The organism is Bradyrhizobium sp. Rc2d (assembly GCF_900099855.1).
GTDB lineage: Bacteria > Pseudomonadota > Alphaproteobacteria > Rhizobiales > Xanthobacteraceae > Bradyrhizobium.
The window spans coordinates 82,139-98,746 of the sequence record NZ_FNCU01000013.1 but is presented as its reverse complement, the minus strand read 5'-3'; the positions used below and the strand labels follow the sequence as shown (position 1 = coordinate 98,746).

16 protein-coding genes are annotated in these 16,608 nt (G+C 63.8%); 11 read left to right on the top strand and 5 right to left on the bottom strand.

The window, feature by feature from the left end; genetic code table 11:
- Positions 1-177: 177 nt before the first annotated feature.
- From BLV07_RS18015 to tyrS, 4 genes are all read right to left on the bottom strand, one after another.
- Positions 178-1,872 (bottom strand): methyl-accepting chemotaxis protein, encoded by a 1,695-nt coding sequence (locus BLV07_RS18015; protein WP_091887982.1) that lies wholly within the window; start codon positions 1,870-1,872, stop codon positions 178-180.
- A gap of 347 nt (positions 1,873-2,219) precedes the next feature.
- Entirely contained in the window at positions 2,220-2,657 is a 438-nt protein-coding gene (locus tag BLV07_RS18010; RefSeq protein WP_176945609.1) for a DoxX family protein, read from the bottom strand.
- Positions 2,658-2,877: 220 nt separating this feature from the next.
- The gene (locus BLV07_RS18005) at positions 2,878-4,149 is read right to left on the bottom strand and encodes an MFS transporter (RefSeq protein ID WP_091887978.1); all 1,272 of its coding nucleotides are present in this window, start codon (positions 4,147-4,149) and stop codon (positions 2,878-2,880) included.
- Between the two features lie 57 nt (positions 4,150-4,206).
- Positions 4,207-5,460 (bottom strand): tyrosine--tRNA ligase, encoded by a 1,254-nt coding sequence (gene tyrS / locus BLV07_RS18000; protein ID WP_091887976.1) that lies wholly within the window; start codon positions 5,458-5,460, stop codon positions 4,207-4,209.
- 165 nt (positions 5,461-5,625) lie between these two features.
- Between tyrS and BLV07_RS17995 the strand changes: the two genes are divergently transcribed.
- The 3 genes from BLV07_RS17995 (at position 5,626) to BLV07_RS17985 (ending at position 7,837) form a co-directional block, all read left to right on the top strand.
- Positions 5,626-6,729, top strand: a complete 1,104-nt coding sequence (locus BLV07_RS17995; RefSeq protein WP_091887973.1) for an anhydro-N-acetylmuramic acid kinase — start codon at positions 5,626-5,628, stop codon at positions 6,727-6,729.
- 96 nt (positions 6,730-6,825) lie between these two features.
- The gene (locus tag BLV07_RS17990; RefSeq protein ID WP_091888164.1) at positions 6,826-7,503 is read left to right on the top strand and encodes a glutathione S-transferase family protein; all 678 of its coding nucleotides are present in this window, start codon (positions 6,826-6,828) and stop codon (positions 7,501-7,503) included.
- 10 nt (positions 7,504-7,513) lie between these two features.
- Entirely contained in the window at positions 7,514-7,837 is a 324-nt protein-coding gene (locus tag BLV07_RS17985; RefSeq protein ID WP_091887971.1) for a DMT family transporter, read from the top strand.
- 127 nt (positions 7,838-7,964) lie between these two features.
- Here BLV07_RS17985 and BLV07_RS17980 read toward each other — a convergent pair whose 3' ends face one another.
- The gene (locus BLV07_RS17980; RefSeq protein ID WP_014495555.1) at positions 7,965-8,612 is read right to left on the bottom strand and encodes an alpha/beta hydrolase; all 648 of its coding nucleotides are present in this window, start codon (positions 8,610-8,612) and stop codon (positions 7,965-7,967) included.
- A 335-nt stretch (positions 8,613-8,947) separates the two neighbouring features.
- Here BLV07_RS17980 and BLV07_RS17975 point away from each other — a divergent pair, with 335 nt between their 5' ends.
- The 8 genes from BLV07_RS17975 to BLV07_RS17940 all read left to right on the top strand — a co-directional run bounded on the left by BLV07_RS17975 (position 8,948) and on the right by BLV07_RS17940 (position 16,492).
- A complete protein-coding gene (locus BLV07_RS17975) occupies positions 8,948-10,087 on the top strand; it encodes a cysteine desulfurase family protein (RefSeq protein ID WP_091887969.1) in 1,140 nt (379 codons plus the stop codon).
- Between the two features lie 122 nt (positions 10,088-10,209).
- The gene (sufB, locus tag BLV07_RS17970) at positions 10,210-11,706 is read left to right on the top strand and encodes a Fe-S cluster assembly protein SufB (protein WP_091887967.1); all 1,497 of its coding nucleotides are present in this window, start codon (positions 10,210-10,212) and stop codon (positions 11,704-11,706) included.
- A gap of 61 nt (positions 11,707-11,767) precedes the next feature.
- A complete protein-coding gene (sufC, locus tag BLV07_RS17965; RefSeq protein WP_176945608.1) occupies positions 11,768-12,520 on the top strand; it encodes a Fe-S cluster assembly ATPase SufC in 753 nt (250 codons plus the stop codon).
- A 12-nt stretch (positions 12,521-12,532) separates the two neighbouring features.
- On the top strand, positions 12,533-13,837 hold the full coding sequence (gene sufD / locus BLV07_RS17960) for a Fe-S cluster assembly protein SufD (protein ID WP_091887963.1): 1,305 nt from the start codon (positions 12,533-12,535) through the stop codon (positions 13,835-13,837).
- Positions 13,834-15,081 carry a cysteine desulfurase gene (locus BLV07_RS17955; RefSeq protein ID WP_091887961.1) on the top strand — a complete coding sequence of 416 codons (1,248 nt, stop codon included), beginning with the start codon at positions 13,834-13,836 and terminating at the stop codon, positions 15,079-15,081. The genes sufD and BLV07_RS17955 overlap by 4 nt, the downstream gene beginning before the upstream one ends.
- Complete coding sequence (locus BLV07_RS17950; protein ID WP_091887959.1) at positions 15,078-15,449, top strand: SUF system Fe-S cluster assembly protein; 372 nt, start codon at positions 15,078-15,080, stop codon at positions 15,447-15,449. Before BLV07_RS17955 ends, BLV07_RS17950 begins: the two co-directional genes overlap by 4 nt.
- Before the next feature lie 43 nt (positions 15,450-15,492).
- Positions 15,493-15,891, top strand: coding sequence for a HesB/IscA family protein (locus tag BLV07_RS17945; RefSeq protein ID WP_091887957.1), 399 nt, complete (start codon positions 15,493-15,495; stop codon positions 15,889-15,891).
- Between the two features lie 166 nt (positions 15,892-16,057).
- Positions 16,058-16,492 carry a TfoX/Sxy family protein gene (locus tag BLV07_RS17940; RefSeq protein ID WP_091887956.1) on the top strand — a complete coding sequence of 145 codons (435 nt, stop codon included), beginning with the start codon at positions 16,058-16,060 and terminating at the stop codon, positions 16,490-16,492.
- Positions 16,493-16,608: the final 116 nt, after the last annotated feature.

Sequence of the window (16,608 nt, the reverse complement as noted above, 5' to 3'; positions counted from 1 at the left end):
GGGCTCATTGTAGTTCGCAGCTGATCAGATTCGATTGTAGCCACGTGCGCTCCCTCTCCCGCTTGCGGGAGAGGGCTGGGGAGAGGGTGCCTCCGCAGCGAGATTCCCAATGAGGAGAAAGCCCTCACCCGGCGCTTCGCGCCGACCTCTCCCGCAAGCGGGAGAGGTGAAGAGCGTTTACGCCGCGCGCACGCCGGCCAGGAACGTGCCGACTTCGCCGGAAAGCTGTTCGGCCTGCTTGGAGAGGCTCGAGGCAGCCGCGAGCACCATGCCGGCGGCATTGCCGGTCTCGTTCGCAGCGGTGCTGACGCCGCCGATATTGGTAGTGACCTCCTTGGTCGCCTCCGCCGTCTGCGAGACGCTGCGGGCGATCTCGGCGGTGGCGGCGCCTTGCTCCTCGATGGCGGCGCCGATCGAGGTGGCGATGCGGCTGACCTCCTCGATGGTGGCGGTGATGCCGCCGATCGCGTCCACTGCTTCCTTGGTCGCGCCCTGGATCTGGGCGATCTTGTCGCCGATCTCGCGGGTGGCTTCCGCGGTCTGGCTCGCGAGCGACTTCACCTCGGATGCGACGACGGCAAAGCCGCGACCGGCGTCGCCCGCGCGTGCAGCCTCGATGGTGGCGTTGAGCGCGAGCAGATTGGTCTGTGCCGCGATGCTGGAGATCAGCTCGGCGACATGCTCGATCTGCTGGGCACCATCGGACAGCGCGCGCACGATGGTGTCGGTGCGGCGAGCACTGTCCACCGCGCGTCCGGTGACCTCGGCGGACTGCGCGACTTGACGGCTGATCTCGGTGATGGAGGAGGAGAGCTCTTCGGCGGCGGCCGCGACCGTCTGGACGCGCTGGCTGGCCTCGGTGGCGGCCGAGCCGACCACGGCAGCGCGGCGGTTGGTGCCTTCGGCGGTGGACGACATCGACTTGGCGGTGGCCTCGAGCTCGCCGGAGCCTGAAGCCATCAGGTCGACGAGCTGGCCGACGGACGCATCGAAGCGGTCGGCAAGTGCGATCAAGGCATCGCGCTTCTCCTGCTCGCTGCGGGCTTTGGTGGCGACCTGCTCAGCCTCCAGGGTGCGTGCCGTCAGCGCGGTTTGCCGCAGCACTTCGAGCGTCTCGGCCATGCGGCCGATCTCGTCGCCGCGGCCGGTCTCCTCGACCACCTTGTCGATGGCACCTTCGGAAATCTCCTGCATGCGGTTCTTCTGGCGGTCGAGCGCGCCGAGCACGTCGCGGGCGATCAGCCAGGACAGCGTCGCCATCAGCAGCATCAGGCCGATGCCGATGGCGGCCAGCTCCAGCGTCAGTGCGCGCACGTCGGCGTCGATGTCGTCGACATAGAGTCCGTAGCTGATGGTCACGTTCCAGGGCGCGAATTTGCGCGCGAACACGGTCTTGCGGACCGGCTCGGTCTGGCCGGGGCGGGGATAGAGATAGGAGGTCACGCCGCCTTGCGCGGTCTCGCTGCCGGCCTTGATGATGGCGTCGGCGATCAGCACGCCGTTGGAATCCTTGGCGCCGGTGATCTTGCCTTCGAGCTGCTGATTGGCGCCGTTCACGACCAGTGAGGTGTCCTGATTATAGACCACCGGGTAGCCCTGGCCGCCATTGAAGCTCATGCGTCGGCCGCGCTGGTGGAACAAGCTCTTGGCCTCGGCTTGCGTGAGTTTGCCAGCCGTCACCTCGTCCTGGAGCGATTGCGCGTAGTTATAGAGGAGCTCCACCGCAGTCCGCATCTGCTGGACGCGGTCCTCCATCATGCGGCTCTTGCTGAGCACGGCCGATACCCCGATGATGGCCGTGACCGTGAGCGCCGCGAGGCAGACCATGCTGGCGAGCTTGGTGCGGATCTTGAGATGACTCAGCAGCTGCATCGCGGCCTCTACGGAATGGTTGTTATTGCACGCGTCGGTAGCATGAAGTTCTTACCAATCATGAACGGACGCGTGCGACGCGCTGCCGCGCACGCAGCGTTCGCAGCCGCATGCGCAAATGTGCAGGCGCAACGCGCTTCGCCTGCGCATGGCGGAGAGAATTGATGCTGGATTTTGGTTGTGACCGAGCCTGGCCGGGACAGCGATGAATCGATTCGTTCACCGCATCATCATGTCCGCGCTGCTCGTGGCGGCTCTCGTTCTGATCTGGAACGTGCTGGGCTCGCGGTAGATGACACCGGCGAAGCTGCCGGCGCCATCCGTTACTTGCACGCCAATTGCGCGGGTCAGCGCCGCGCGTAGGCGCCGCCGGTCGATTCGCTTTCCTTGCCCATCGCCGCATCGACGCTGACCGTGCCGCCGCCGGCTGCCGAGAGGTAGAGACAGGCGAAGCAGAACAGGATCGCGGCGGTGCCGCCGTTGAGCAGCGGCAGGAACACCGGCGCTTCGCCCTTGAACATGTGGCCCATGAAGTAGGCGAAGGCCATTTCACCCGAGAGAATGAAAGCCGAGAGGCGGGTGAACAGCCCGAGCATCAGGAGCGCTCCGAGCACAAGCTCGAGCGTACCGGCCGCGTAGATGATCGGCGGGATGTTCGCGAAGTACGGGAGCACCGGAAACTTGAACAGCTTGGCAATACCGTACTGGAACAGCAACAGGCCGGTGATCAAGCGGAACAGGCTCAGGAGAACCGGTTGAAAGCGGGTGAGATAAAGAAAGTTCATTGGTTTGCCCTCCATCCAATGCTGTGACCCAATGCTGCGACTTGGACCGCATTCGGTTCGGCCTCGCAAGCCACCCAGGATCAATTCCGTTCTGACATTTTCGTCATGTCAGAAAAACACCGCAAGCTCGCGTTCGATCCGAATTTTTTGCTCGTGTTTGCGTCATGCCCACCCGTAATTGTCCGGTGACGCCAATGAACTCAAGTTACCCCTGAGAAACCTACCGCCGCAAGGCGGGCACGACCAGGAACGGAATCATCCCGAGCACCACGCTCGCAAGTGCGAAGGCGAGCACTGCATTGTAGCCGTGGGTTGCATCATGAATCAGGCCGCCGCTCCAGGAGCCGAATGCCGAGCCGAGGCCGCTGCCGATCGAGATGGTGCCGTAGATGGTACCGACGCGCTTGCCCTGGAAGATTCGCATCGCGGTGGCACTGATCAGCGGGCCGCGAGAGCCCATCATGCTGCCGAAGCAGACGACGAAACCGGTGAGCAGGATGATGTTCGGATCATACTGCAAGAGCCAGAGCAGGAAGATGCCGAGGATCGAGATCGCGTAGCTCAGCAGCACCGACGGCCGGCGCCCGATCAGCCCGTCGAGGGCGGAGACTCCCAACATGCCGAACACCAGCACGACGCCGGAGAAGCCCCAGGCGGTTGCGGCCTGGAGCGGCGGAAAGCCGGCGTCGATCAGATAGGCCACGATCTGCGCGGCGATCGCATACATGCCGACCGCGGTGAAGAAGAAGGTCGAGAACAGCGCCCAGAATGCGTGGTGTCGCATGGCACCGAGAAGCGTCCAGCCGTTGTCGACGAAATCCGGATCGGTCTTCTTCACGACATGCGACGAGCCGGCAGCGAACAGCCGCCACGGCAGCAGCATGAGTGGCACCAGCAGGCCCAGAGCCGCGAAGCCGAACAGCTGGTAGGTGCCGCGCCAGCCGATGTGATCGATCAGAAGCTGCGAGGCCGGCAGCAGTGCCAGCACGCCGCCGCCCATCGCCGAATAGACCACCGACATCGCAGTCGGCAGGCGGGGCCCGAACCAGCGGCCAAGCAGGATCGAGTTCGGTACGATGCCGATGAAGGCAATGCCGATGCCGACGCAGAGACCGATCGAGAGCTGGAATTGCCACAGGAACTGTGCGTGCGCTGCGACCAGGAACGCAGCGCCGAGCAACAGCAGCCCGAGCGCATAGACGATGCGCGGTCCGGAATGATCGAACAGGCGTCCGACGAAGGGCGCGGTGAGGCCGCTGGCGAGCCAGGTCAGCGAATAGACCGAGACAATCTGCGCGCGGTCCCAGCCGAAGCTCTCCGAGATCGGCTTCAGGAACACCGTAAAACTGTCGCCGAGACCGCGGCCCAGCACAGCCAGCGTGAAGCAGAGCGCGAGCACGGTGAGCGCGATGCGCACGGCGCCTTGCGGCGTTGCCGCGACGCCATCCTTGCTCGTTTCCCTGTTGGTTTCCCTGGGCGTGTTCTGGTCCATTGCCGGTCAGGGAGCGCGCTTCGGCGCGCCCTGACAAGCAGCGAAAAGCTCATACGCCTATGCAGGCTTGATGAGGACGTGCTTCTTCTTGCCGAACGACAGCTTGATCACGCCCTCCGGCGTCAGATTGGCTCCTGACAGCGCCATCTTCTCGTCTGTGACCGGCGCGTCGTTGATGCGCAGGCCGCCGCCCTTGATCTGGCGTCGGGCTTCGCCGTTGGAGGCAACCAAGCCCGCCTTAACGAAAGCGTTGAGCACGCCAAAACCTGCATCGAGCTCGCCACGCGGAATTTCCACCGTCGGCAGGCTTTCGGCGAGCGTACCTTCCTCGAAGGTGCGGCGCGCGGTCTCCGCCGCTTCATTCGCGGCGTCGCGGCCGTGCAGCAGCGCGGTCGCTTCGGTCGCGAGCACCTTCTTGGCCTCGTTGATCTCGGAGCCGCCGAGCGCCTCGAGCTTCTTGATCTCAGCTATCGGCAGCGTCGTGAACAGCTTCAGGAATTTGCCGACGTCGGCATCCTCGGTGTTGCGCCAGTACTGCCAGAAATCATACGGCGAGAACTGGTCGGCGTTGAGCCAGACCGCGCCTTGCGCCGTCTTGCCCATCTTGGCGCCGGACGCGGTCGTCAGCAGCGGCGTCGTCAGCGCGAACAGCTGGTGCGTGCCCATGCGGCGGCCGAGATCGACGCCCATGATGATGTTGCCCCACTGGTCGGAGCCGCCCATCTGGAGACGGCAGCCGGTGCGCTTGGCGAGCTCGACGAAGTCGTAGGCCTGGCAGACCATGTAGTTGAACTCGATGAAGCTCATCTCCTGCTCGCGCTCGAGGCGCAGCCGCACGGAGTCCATGGTCAGCATGCGGTTGACTGAAAAATGCCGGCCGACGTCGCGCAGCATCTCGATCCAGTTCAGCTTGGTCAGCCACTCCGCATTGTCGAGCATGACCGCGTCGCTCTTGCCCTCGCCATAGCGCAGCACCTTTGCGAACACGCCGCGGATCGAGGCCTTGTTGGCCTCGATCTCGGCGACGGTGCGCATCGCGCGCGTCTCGTCCTTGCCGGAGGGATCGCCCACCATCGTGGTACCGCCGCCCATCAGCGTGATCGGCTTGTTGCCCGACTGCTGGAGCCAGTGCAGCATCATCATGGTCAGATAGTTGCCGATATGCAGCGAAGGTGCGGTGCAATCGTAGCCGACATAGGTGGTCGCCTCGCCCTTGGCGGCGAGCGCGTCCAGCCCCTCGAAATCGGAGCACTGGTGGATGAATCCACGTTCCTGCAGGGTATTGAGGAAATCCGATTTAAATGCAGTCATCTGTCGGCGTGCCTGACAATTCTTGGTTTACTGTTTTGGGGGCAATTTAAGAGTCTTGCATGGGAACTCGATTGCCGCCCGCCACTTGGCGCTGTGGCATTATAAGATGTGTCCCTCTGGCACAAGATCGGCATGCCAGGGCAGGTCTTTTGAGGACGCTGATCCATGATGTTAACGGCACTCGGTTTGATGAGCGGCACCTCGCTGGACGGGGTGGATGTCGCGCTGATCGAAACCGATGGAAAGCAGGTAAAGGCGTTCGGACCAACCGGCTACCGGCCCTACAGTCCAGCTGAACGCAACCTGCTGCGCCAGGCGCTGAGCGAGGCCGTGCACCTGTCCCGACGCGATGCCCGGCCGGGGATCCTGGCTGAGGCCGAGCGCGTGGTGACGCGGGCCCATGCCGAGGCGGTCGCCACTTTCGTCGCGCAGAACCGGATGAGGCCGGAGGACATCGACATCGTCGGCTTCCACGGCCAGACCGTGCTGCACCGGCCCGAAAAGCGGCTGACCGTGCAGATCGGCGATGGGCCGGCGCTGGCCAAGGCGATCCATATCCCGGTGGTGCATGATTTCCGCGCCGCCGACGTCGAGGCCGGCGGGCAGGGCGCGCCGTTCGTGCCGGTTTACCACCGGGCGCTGGCCAATTCGCTCGAGCGCGAAGGGCCGATCGTCGTGGTCAATATCGGCGGCGTCTCCAACATCACCTATATCGACGGCAACGACACGCTGATCGCCTGCGACACCGGGCCCGGCAGTGCGCTGCTCGACGACTTCATGTACCGCAGCATGAACCAGGCGTTCGATGCCGAAGGAAAGTTCGCCGCGCTCGGCAAGGCTGATGAAGCCTGGATCGCGCGCGCACTGGAGCTGCCGTTCTTTGCAGCTCCGCCGCCAAAGTCGCTCGACCGCAACGATTTTGCCGCGCTGAAGCTCGGCGACATGCCGTCGGCCGACGGCGCCGCGACGCTGACCGCCTTTACCGCGGCGGCGATCGCCCGGGTCATTCCATTGCTGCCGCGGCGGCCGCGCAGCTGGATCGTCTGCGGCGGCGGGGCCCGCAACCTCACCATGCTGCGGATGCTGCGCGAGCGGGTCGGCTCGGCCACCGTCGAGGCCGCCGAAACGCTCGGCTGGGCCTCCGACGCCATCGAGGCGCAAGCGTTCGGCTTCCTCGCCGCCCGCGGCCTGAAGGGCCTGCCTCTGTCCTATCCCGCAACCACGGGCGTGCCGATGCCGATGACGGGCGGGGTCATCGCACGGCCCTGAAGTCACAGGCAGTTGATGCAGATGCATCGATCTTGACGAGTTAATGCATCTGCATCTATATAGATGCAGGTGCATTTAACTGCCGGGATCGCCACCATGACCGCTTCGCTCAAACTGATCAGCCACAAGCTTTGTCCCTACGTGCAGCGTGCCGTCATCGCGCTCAAGGAGAAGGGCGTGCCGTTCGAGCGGATCGATATCGATCTCGCCAACAAGCCGGATTGGTTCTTAAGACTATCGCCGCTCGGCAAGGTGCCGGTGCTGGTGGTTGCGACCGACAAGGGCGAGGTTGCGTTGTTCGAGAGCAACGTGATCTGCGAGTACATCGAAGAGACGCAGGGCGGCGCGAAGCTGCATCCGGCGGATGCGCTGAAGCGTGCCGAGCACCGCGCCTGGATGGAGTTCGGCTCGGCGATCCTTGGCGACCTCTGGGGGCTGGAGACGACGACCGATCCGGCGACATTCGAGAGCAAGCGCCAGGCGCTCGCGGCCAAATTCGCGCGCGTGGAAGCCGCGCTTGGCGCAGGGCCGTATTTCGCCGGCGATACGTTCAGCCTCGTCGACGCAGTGTTCGCGCCGATTTTTCGCTATTTCGATGTGTTCGATGAATTGACCGAGCTTCGCATCTTCAGCGATCTGCCCAAGGTCCGCGGGTGGCGGGCCGAGCTCGCGAAGCGCCCGAGCGTGCGCTCTGCGGTCGGCGCGGACTATCCGCAATTGTTGCGGGCCTTCCTGGTGCGCCATGACGCGCATCTCTTGAAGCTCGCGGCCTGAGGCGACGCCGATGTCGCAGTCCATGGCCTGGCTCATGCTGGTGATCGCCGGCGCGCTGGATGTCGGCTGGGCGATCTCGATGAAATATGCCGAAGGCTACACGCGCGCGGGCTGGAGCCTCGCCTCGCTGGTGCTGCTCGCCGCCTTCGTCTTCCTGCTCGGGCGTGCCTTGAAGGTGCTCGAGGTCGGCGTTGCCTATTCGGTGTGGACCGGGATTGGCGCGGCCGGCACGTTCCTGATGGGCGTCATGCTATTCGGCGAAACCTTGAGCGCGGTGAAGCTTGCGGGCATCGCGCTTGTGCTGACGGGGATCGTCGCACTCAAGCTGGCTTGAGCGGCGAACTCAGTCCCGTAGCCCGGATGGAGCGGAAGCGCAATCCGGGGCCCTGTGTCTGCGGATGGAGTTTCCCGGATTTCGCTTGCGCTCCATCCGGGCTACAGGACCTTAGCGCTATAGGGCCTCAGCGCACGTTGGCGAGGCGCATGTCGAGATAGGCCGTGATGGTTTCCATCAGCGGCTCGAGCTTGGCGTCGAAGAAGTGATTGGCGCCGGGAATGACCTGCTGGTCGATCACGATGCCCTTCTGCGTCTTCAGCTTCTCGACCAGCGTGTTGACGTCCTTTGGCGGCACCACCGCATCCTTCTCGCCATGCACGATCAGGCCTGAGGACGGGCAGGGCGCAAGGAACGAGAAGTCGTAGAGATTGGCAGGCGGCGCGATCGAGATGAAGCCTTCAACCTCGGGCCGGCGCATCAGTAGCTGCATGCCGATCCAGGCACCGAAGGAGAAGCCGGCGACCCAGCAGGCGCGCGCCTCGGGATTGATGGTCTGCGCCCAATCCAGCGCCGCCGCCGCATCCGACAATTCGCCGGTGCCATGGTCGAACGAGCCCTGGCTGCGGCCGACGCCGCGGAAGTTGAAGCGCAGCACGGAGAAGCCGCGATGCGCAAAGGCGTAGTAGCACTGGTACACGATCTGATGGTTCATCGTGCCGTGGAACTGCGGATGCGGATGCAGGATCATCGCGATCGGCGCGTTCTTCTGCTTGGCCGGATGGTAGCGGCCTTCGAGACGGCCGGCAGGGCCGGTAAAAATGACTTCGGGCATCGATGATCTCTTGATTGATTTCCTGGAGGCGACCTCGGCAATCAACCGATTGTGGCTTCATCGGCAGATGCCGACGAAAGCGCAATGAAGAGTGAGAGGGCGCGTCGTGCGGTGATGCGCTGACGGCGCGCGGTGACTGACGGTGCGCGTTCTAACATAGGCACAGGGTCAAAAAGCAAGCATCTTGAACATCGCCCAACGGGTTCAAGATGTTAGCGTGTCATGGTCGCGTCGCCGCGGCCGCACCGTTCGGAATCATGGTTGCCAAGCGCCTGTCCGCGGCCCATGTCGGGATGGCGGAAATGCCCCTTTAATTTGAGGTAATATTTTACTCAATGCCGATCCGGGTCTATCTCGATTGGAACGCGACCACGCCGCTCCGCGCTGAGGCGCGGGCTGCGATGCTGGCTGCATATGACCTGATCGGCAATCCATCCTCGGTCCATGCTGAGGGGCGGGAGGCACGACGCTTGGTCGAGGACGCCCGTGCCACGCTGGCCGTGGCCGTAGGTGCGCTGCCGCGGAACGTCATCTTCACCTCAGCCGGAACCGAAGCCAACGGGCTGGCGCTGTCGCCCGGCCTGCGGGGGCCGTCGGGCGGACCCGTTGAGCGACTGCTGGTCTCCGCAGCCGAGCATGCCTCGGTGCTGGCGGGCGGCCGGTTCCCGGCGGACAAGATCGGTCAGATTCGGTTGTCGCGCTCCGGCGTGGTCGACCTCGACCACTTGAAGGCCCAACTCAGTAGCGGCCCGCCGGCGCTGGTCTCCATCATGGCCGCCAACAACGAGACGGGCGCGCTCCAGCCGGTCGCGGAGGCGGCGCGGATCGTTCATGAGGTCGGCGGCCTCCTGCATGTCGATGCGATCCAGGCGCTGGGCAAAATTCCGTTCCATATCAAGGCTGTGGGCGCAGACCTTGCGACCTTTTCTGCGCACAAGATCGGCGGCCCGAAGGGCGTTGGCACGCTGGTGGTGGCGGAAGGGCTCGCCGGTCTGGAGCCGGTTCTGCGGGGTGGCGGGCAGGAGCTCAGCCGCCGGGCGGGCACCGAGAATGTCGCTGGGATTGCCGGCTTTGGCGCGGCGGTCAAAGTGGCGCTTCAGGCTCTGCCGGAGGATGCGAAGCGAATGGCAACCCTCAGGGATCATTTGGAAAATGGCCTTCGCGCAATTGCCGGGGTGATCGTCTTTGCGGACGATGTGGAGCGGTTGCCAAATACCGTCCTTTTCACCGCGCCGGGCCTGAAGGCCGAGACCGCTGTGATCGGCTTTGACCTCGCCGGCGTCGCCGTGTCGTCAGGGTCGGCCTGCTCATCGGGAAAGGTCCAGCCGTCCCACGTGCTTTCGGCCATGGGATACGATCCCATTGTGGCCCAGGGAGCAGTGCGCCTCAGTCTTGGCTGGTCCACGGAACTCGAGGAGATCAATCGAGCGTTAGAGGCTTGGCGAAAGCTCGGTAATAACCTACTTAAGGGCTAGGCGACGAAACACGGCTTGAATGGTTCTAGGTGCGTGCTTTCCGCCAAAAAACATCGTAATAGACGTAATACTCGTCCGAGTTTGATCCACCGCGGTCCTTGAAACCGCGAGCGGAGGATGGAATGCCAGCCGTACAAGAGACGGTCGAGCGCGTGAAGCGCATCGACGTCGACCAGTATCGTTATGGGTTTGAAACCCTGATCGACTCCGAGAAGGCCCCCAAGGGGCTCTCGGAAGAGATCGTCAAGTTCATCTCGCAGAAAAAGAATGAACCCGCTTGGATGCTCCAGTGGCGGCTGGAAGCCTATCGGCGCTGGCTGACCATGACCGAGCCGACCTGGGCGCGCGTCGAATATCCCAAGATCGACTTCCAGGACATCTACTATTACGCGGCGCCGAAGCCGAAGAAGACGGTCAGCTCGCTCGACGAGATCGATCCGGAGATCCTGAAGACCTACGAGAAGCTCGGCATTCCCTTGCGGGAAGTCGCCATGCTCGAAGGCGTCGAGCCCAAGGTGGGCGAGGAAGACCCGGCCCGCCGCAAGATCGCGGTCGATGCGGTGTTCGATTCGGTCTCGGTTGCGACCACCTTCAAGGAGGAGCTGAAGAAGGCCGGCGTGATCTTCATGCCGATCTCGGAGGCGATCCGCGAGCACCCTGAACTGGTGCAGAAATATCTCGGCTCCGTGGTGCCGACGTCGGACAATTTCTACGCGACGCTGAACTCGGCGGTGTTCTCCGACGGGTCGTTCGTCTACGTGCCGCCGGGCGTGCGCTGCCCGATGGAGCTGTCGACCTATTTCCGCATCAACGAGCGCAACACCGGCCAGTTCGAGCGCACGCTGATCATCGCGGACAAGGGCTCTTACGTCTCCTATCTCGAGGGCTGCACCGCGCCGCAGCGCGACGAGAACCAGCTGCACGCGGCCGTGGTCGAGCTCGTGGCGCTCGACGATGCCGAGATCAAATATTCGACGGTGCAGAACTGGTATCCCGGCAATTCGGAAGGCAAGGGCGGCATCTACAATTTCGTCACCAAGCGTGGCGACTGCCGCGGCAACCATTCCAAGATCTCCTGGACCCAGGTCGAAACCGGTTCGGCGATCACCTGGAAATATCCGAGCTGCATCCTGCGCGGCGACAATTCCCGCGGCGAGTTCTACTCGATCGCGATCTCGAACGGCTTCCAGCAGGTCGATTCGGGAACCAAGATGATTCATCTCGGCAAGAACAGTTCGAGCCGCATCATCTCCAAGGGCATCGCCGCCGGCAAATCGCAGAACACCTATCGCGGGCTCGTGACGGCGCACCGCAAAGCGACCGGCGCGCGCAACTTCACCGCCTGCGATTCCTTGTTGATCGGCGACAAATGCGGCGCGCACACCGTGCCGTACATCGAGGCGAAGAACTCATCGGCGACGTTCGAGCACGAGGCGACGACATCGAAGATCTCCGAGGACGTGCTGTTCTACTGCATTCAGCGCGGCCTCAGCCAGGAGGAGGCCGTCGGCCTCGTCGTCAACGGCTTCGTCAAGGATGTGCTTCAGCAGCTCCCGATGGAGTTCGCGGTGGAAGCGCAGAAGCTGATCTCGATCTCGCTTGAAGGGTCGGTCGGTTAACACCGACCCTCGCGGTGCGCTTAGGCGCTCCATGCCTCATTTGAATAGACTGGACACCAAAATGGCTTTGCTTGAAGTGAAAGACCTCAAGGTTCGCGTCGAGGAGCGTGAGATCCTCCACGGGCTGACGCTGACCGTGAACGAGGGCGAGGTGCATGCGATCATGGGGCCGAACGGCTCCGGCAAGTCGACGCTCTCTCATGTCATCGCCGGCAAGCCCGGATACGAGGTCACCGACGGCCAGATCCTGTTTAGGGGCGAGGACCTCCTGGAGATGGATCCCGACGAGCGCGCCGCCAAGGGCGTGTTCCTGGCGTTCCAGTATCCGGTCGAGATTCCCGGTGTCACCACCATCAATTTCCTCCGTACCGCACTGAATGCCCAGCGCAAGGCGCGCGGCGAGAGCGAGCTGATGGTGCCGGAGTTTCTGAAGAAGGTCCGCGAGGTCTCGAAGTCGCTGAACGTCCCGCAGGACATGCTCAAGCGCGGCGTCAATGTCGGCTTCTCCGGCGGCGAGAAGAAGCGCAACGAAGTGCTCCAGATGGCGCTGTTCGAGCCCAGCCTGTGCATCCTCGACGAGATGGATTCCGGCCTCGACATCGACGCGCTGCGCATTGCCGCCGACGGCGTCAACGCGCTGCGCTCGCCGGGGCGCGCGATGGTCGTCATCACCCATTATCAGCGGCTACTGAACTACATCGTGCCCGATTTCGTGCACGTGATGTCGAAGGGCCGTGTCGTGAAGAGCGGTGACAAGGAACTGGCGCTGGAGCTGGAAGCGTCCGGCTACACCCAGTTCGAGGATGCCGCGTAAGGAATTTTGGAGATGAACGTTGCTGTGGCAAAGACCGGGAACGGCCGCGCGGTGAGCGATCTCTTCGCCAGCGCTGAAGGCCGCTTGCCGGGTTCGCCCTCTGTGATCGCGGCGCGCCGCGAGGCGTTCGAGACCTATGAGCGTCTCGGCCTGCCGCACCGCCGGATCGAGGAATGGAAGTACACCGATCTGCGTGCGCTGGTCGGTGAGGTGCTGCCGCTGGCAGCGGCGCCCGATTCGGCCGCGTTGAAGCGTGCCGCGGAGGCGGTGAAGGCGCATGCGATCGCGGGCGCCCGCAAGCTGGTGCTGGTCGACGGCGTGTTTGCGGCCGATCTCTCCGACGTGAGGGCGCTCGGCTCCGAGGCGAGCCTCAAGACGCTGCGGGAGACGCTGGAGAAGGATGCCGGCCTCCTCAATACTGCGTCCACCGATGCCGTGATCGCGCTGAACGCCGCCATGACAACTGACGGTGTCGTGCTGTCGATCGCTGACGGCGCGCAGCTGTCCGCGCCGATCCAGATCATCCACATCGCAACCGCAGCTTCCGCATCGACCTTCACCCGTTCGCAGGTCGCGATCGGGAAGGGCGTTCGCGCCACCATCGTCGAAAGCTTCGTTGCGGCCGATGCCAAGGCCTACCAGGTCAACGATGCCGTGCTCGTGACGGTCGGCGACGGCGCCGATGTTGCACACATTCGCCTGATGGACGATGCGCCTGACGCGGTGAACGTCACCTCGCAGTTCGTCACGGTCGGCGCCAATGTGAAGCTCAACTTCTTCAACATGACGACTGGTGCTGCCGTCAGCCGCTTGCAGGGCTTCATCACGCTGGCGGGCGAGGGCAGCGAGCTCTCGGCTAACGGCGTGAACCTGTTGCAGAAGACCGAGCATGGCGACACCACGTTGTTGGTCGACCATGCCGTGCCGAACTGCGTCAGCCGCGAGACGTTCCGCGCCGTGATCGACGACCGCGGTCATTCGGTGTTCCAGGGCCGCATCATCGTTCGTCCCGACGCGCAGAAGACCGACGGCAAGATGATGACCCGCGCGCTGCTGCTCTCGGACGAAGCCGAGGCCGACAACAAGCCCGAGCTCGAGATCTTTGCCGACGACGTCTCCTGCGGCCACGGCGCCACCGCCGGCGCGCTCGACGAGAGCCTGTTGTTCTATCTGAAGGCGCGCGGCCTGCCTGAGAAGCAGGCGCAGGCGCTGCTGATCCAGGCCTTCGTCGGCGAGGCGATTGAGCTGATAGCCGACGACGGCCTGCGCGAGTACGTGATCGGCATCGCCGAGCGCTGGCTGGAGCGGCGGTCATGAGCACGCATCCGGCCCTCAAGAATGGCGCCTACGACGTTGCGCGCGTGCGCCAGGACTTTCCGGCGCTGGCCATGCAGGTCTACGGCAAGCCGCTGGTCTATCTCGACAACGCCGCCTCGGCGCAGAAGCCCAGCGCGGTGCTCGACCGCATGACGCAGGCCTACACGAGCGAATACGCCAACGTGCATCGCGGCCTGCATTATCTCGCCAATGCGGCGACGGAAGCCTATGAGGGCGCGCGAGCAAAAGTCGCGCAGTTCGTCAACGCCCGCCGCACAGAGGAGATCATCTTCACCCGCAACGTCACCGAGGCCATCAACCTCGTGGCGTCGTCCTGGGGCGAGCCGAACATCAAGCAGGGCGACGAGATCGTCCTCTCGATCATGGAGCACCATTCCAACATCGTGCCCTGGCATTTCCTCAGGGAACGCCACGGCGCGGTGATTAAATGGGCGCCCGTCGATGACGAAGGCAATTTCCTGATCGACGAGTTCGAGAAGCTGCTGACGCCGAAGACCAAGCTTGTCGCCATCACGCAGATGTCGAACGCGCTCGGAACATTCGTTCCGATCAAGGAGGTCGTGCGGCTGGCCCACGATCGCGGCATTCCCGTGCTGGTCGACGGTGCGCAGGGCGCGGTGCATCTGCCCGTCGACGTGCAGGATCTCGACTGCGATTTCTACGCGTTCACCGGCCACAAGATTTATGGCCCGACCGGCATCGGTGCGCTCTATGCCAAGCACGAGCATCTTGTCGCGATGCGGCCGTTCAACGGCGGCGGCGAGATGATCCGCGAGGTTGCCAAGGATTGGGTCACCTATGGCGATCCGCCGCACAAGTTCGAAGCTGGCACCCCGCCCATCGTCGAAGCGATCGGCCTCGGTGCCGCCATCGATTACGTCAATTCGATCGGCAAGGAGCGCATCGCCGCGCACGAGCACGATCTCGTCACCTACGCTCAGGACCGGCTCCGCGAGATCAACGCGTTGCGGCTGATCGGTACTGCGCGCGGCAAGGGGCCGGTGATCTCCTTCGAGCTCAAAGGCGCGCATGCCCACGACGTCGCCACCGTGATCGATCGCCAGGGCATCGCGGTGCGCGCCGGCACCCATTGCGTGATGCCGCTTTTAGAGCGGTTCAACGTCACCGCCACCTGCCGGGCCTCGTTCGGCATGTATAATACGCGGGAAGAAGTCGATCATCTGGCACAGGCGCTTCTGAAAGCGCGGGATTTGTTCGCATGAGTGACATGGCCGACGTCAAAGCCAATCCGATGGAGACCCATTCGGCGCTGCCGCCGGAGGAGACCGAGCGCTTGACCACCGAGATCATCGCGGGCCTCAAGACCGTGTTCGATCCGGAAATCCCGGCCGACATTTATGAGCTCGGGCTCATCTACAAGGTCGAGATCAAGGACGACCGCTCGGTCGACGTGCTGATGACGCTGACGACGCCGAACTGTCCGGCCGCCGGCGAGCTGCCGACCATGGTCGAGAACGCGGTCGCCAGCGTTCCCGGCGTCGGCGTGGTCGACGTCAAGGTCGTCTGGGAACCGCCGTGGTCGCCGGAGCGCATGAGCGACGAGGCCCGCCTCGTGCTGAACATGTGGTGACGGCTCGCATTGAATTCGCTTCGCAACGGACCACATAGATAACATGACCCAGGCGACACCAGCTTCGACACCAAAGCCCCGGCGGCCGCGCCCGCAGGTGATGCGGTTGACCGATGCCGCCGCGCAGCGGATCACGGAGCTGACCCAACGCGCGGACTCCGAAATCGTCGGCCTGCGCGTCGGCGTGAAGAACGGCGGCTGCGCCGGCCAGTCCTACACCGTCGAATACGCCCACGAGATCCGCCCGACCGACGAGGTCGTCGAGGACAAGGGCGTCAAGATCCTGGTCGATCCCAAGGCCGTGCTGTTCCTGCTCGGCACCGAGATGGACTACAAGGCCGACAAGATGCAGGCCCAATTCGTCTTCAACAACCCCAACCAGGTCTCCGCCTGCGGCTGCGGCGAGTCGGTCGAACTGCGGCCGGCGAAGGTTGAGGGGTAAGTCCGGCTTTCGCAATCCCCACCGCTGTCGTCCTGGCGGAAGCCAGGACCCATACCGCGTGATGCCTCGTGTACCGCGTGGCGTAACTTTTACTCTTCGCTAAACTACTCCCTGGGGTAATGGGTCCTGGCTTTCGCCAGGACGACGGTGGGGAGAGAGTTGGGCCATGGACCGCGAATTCCTGATCGACCTGTTCGCCGATTTCGGACCCGTCACCATCCGGAAAATGTTTTCCGGCTACGGCATCTCCGCCGACGGGATCAACTTCGCGCTGTCCTTGCGCGCCGGCCTGTTCTTCCGCGCTGACGAGGTCACGATCCCGAATTTCGAAGCGGAAGGCTCAAAGCCGTTCCAGTATTCGACCCGTGCCAAGACCGTGCTGGTGAACTCCTATTGGGAGCTGCCGGCGCGGCTGTTCGACGATTCCGAGGAGCTGGCGCAATGGGCGAGGGCAGCGCTCGCGGCCGCTCAGCGTGCCAAGGTGAAGAAGCGGCCGAAGGGGAAGAAGGTGGCAGGTAAGCCGGCAAAGAAGGTCGCCACGAAGAAATCCGCGGCGAAGAAGCGATCGGCCAAGAAGGCAGCCAAGAAGACGGTGCGGTAGGGTGGGCAAAGCGTCCGCCGTAGCTCGAAGAGCGAAGGCGAAGCGTGCCCACCATTCAGGACGACAGTGTGGGAACAGGTGGGCACGGCGCGATGCGCCTTTGCCCACCCTACAGC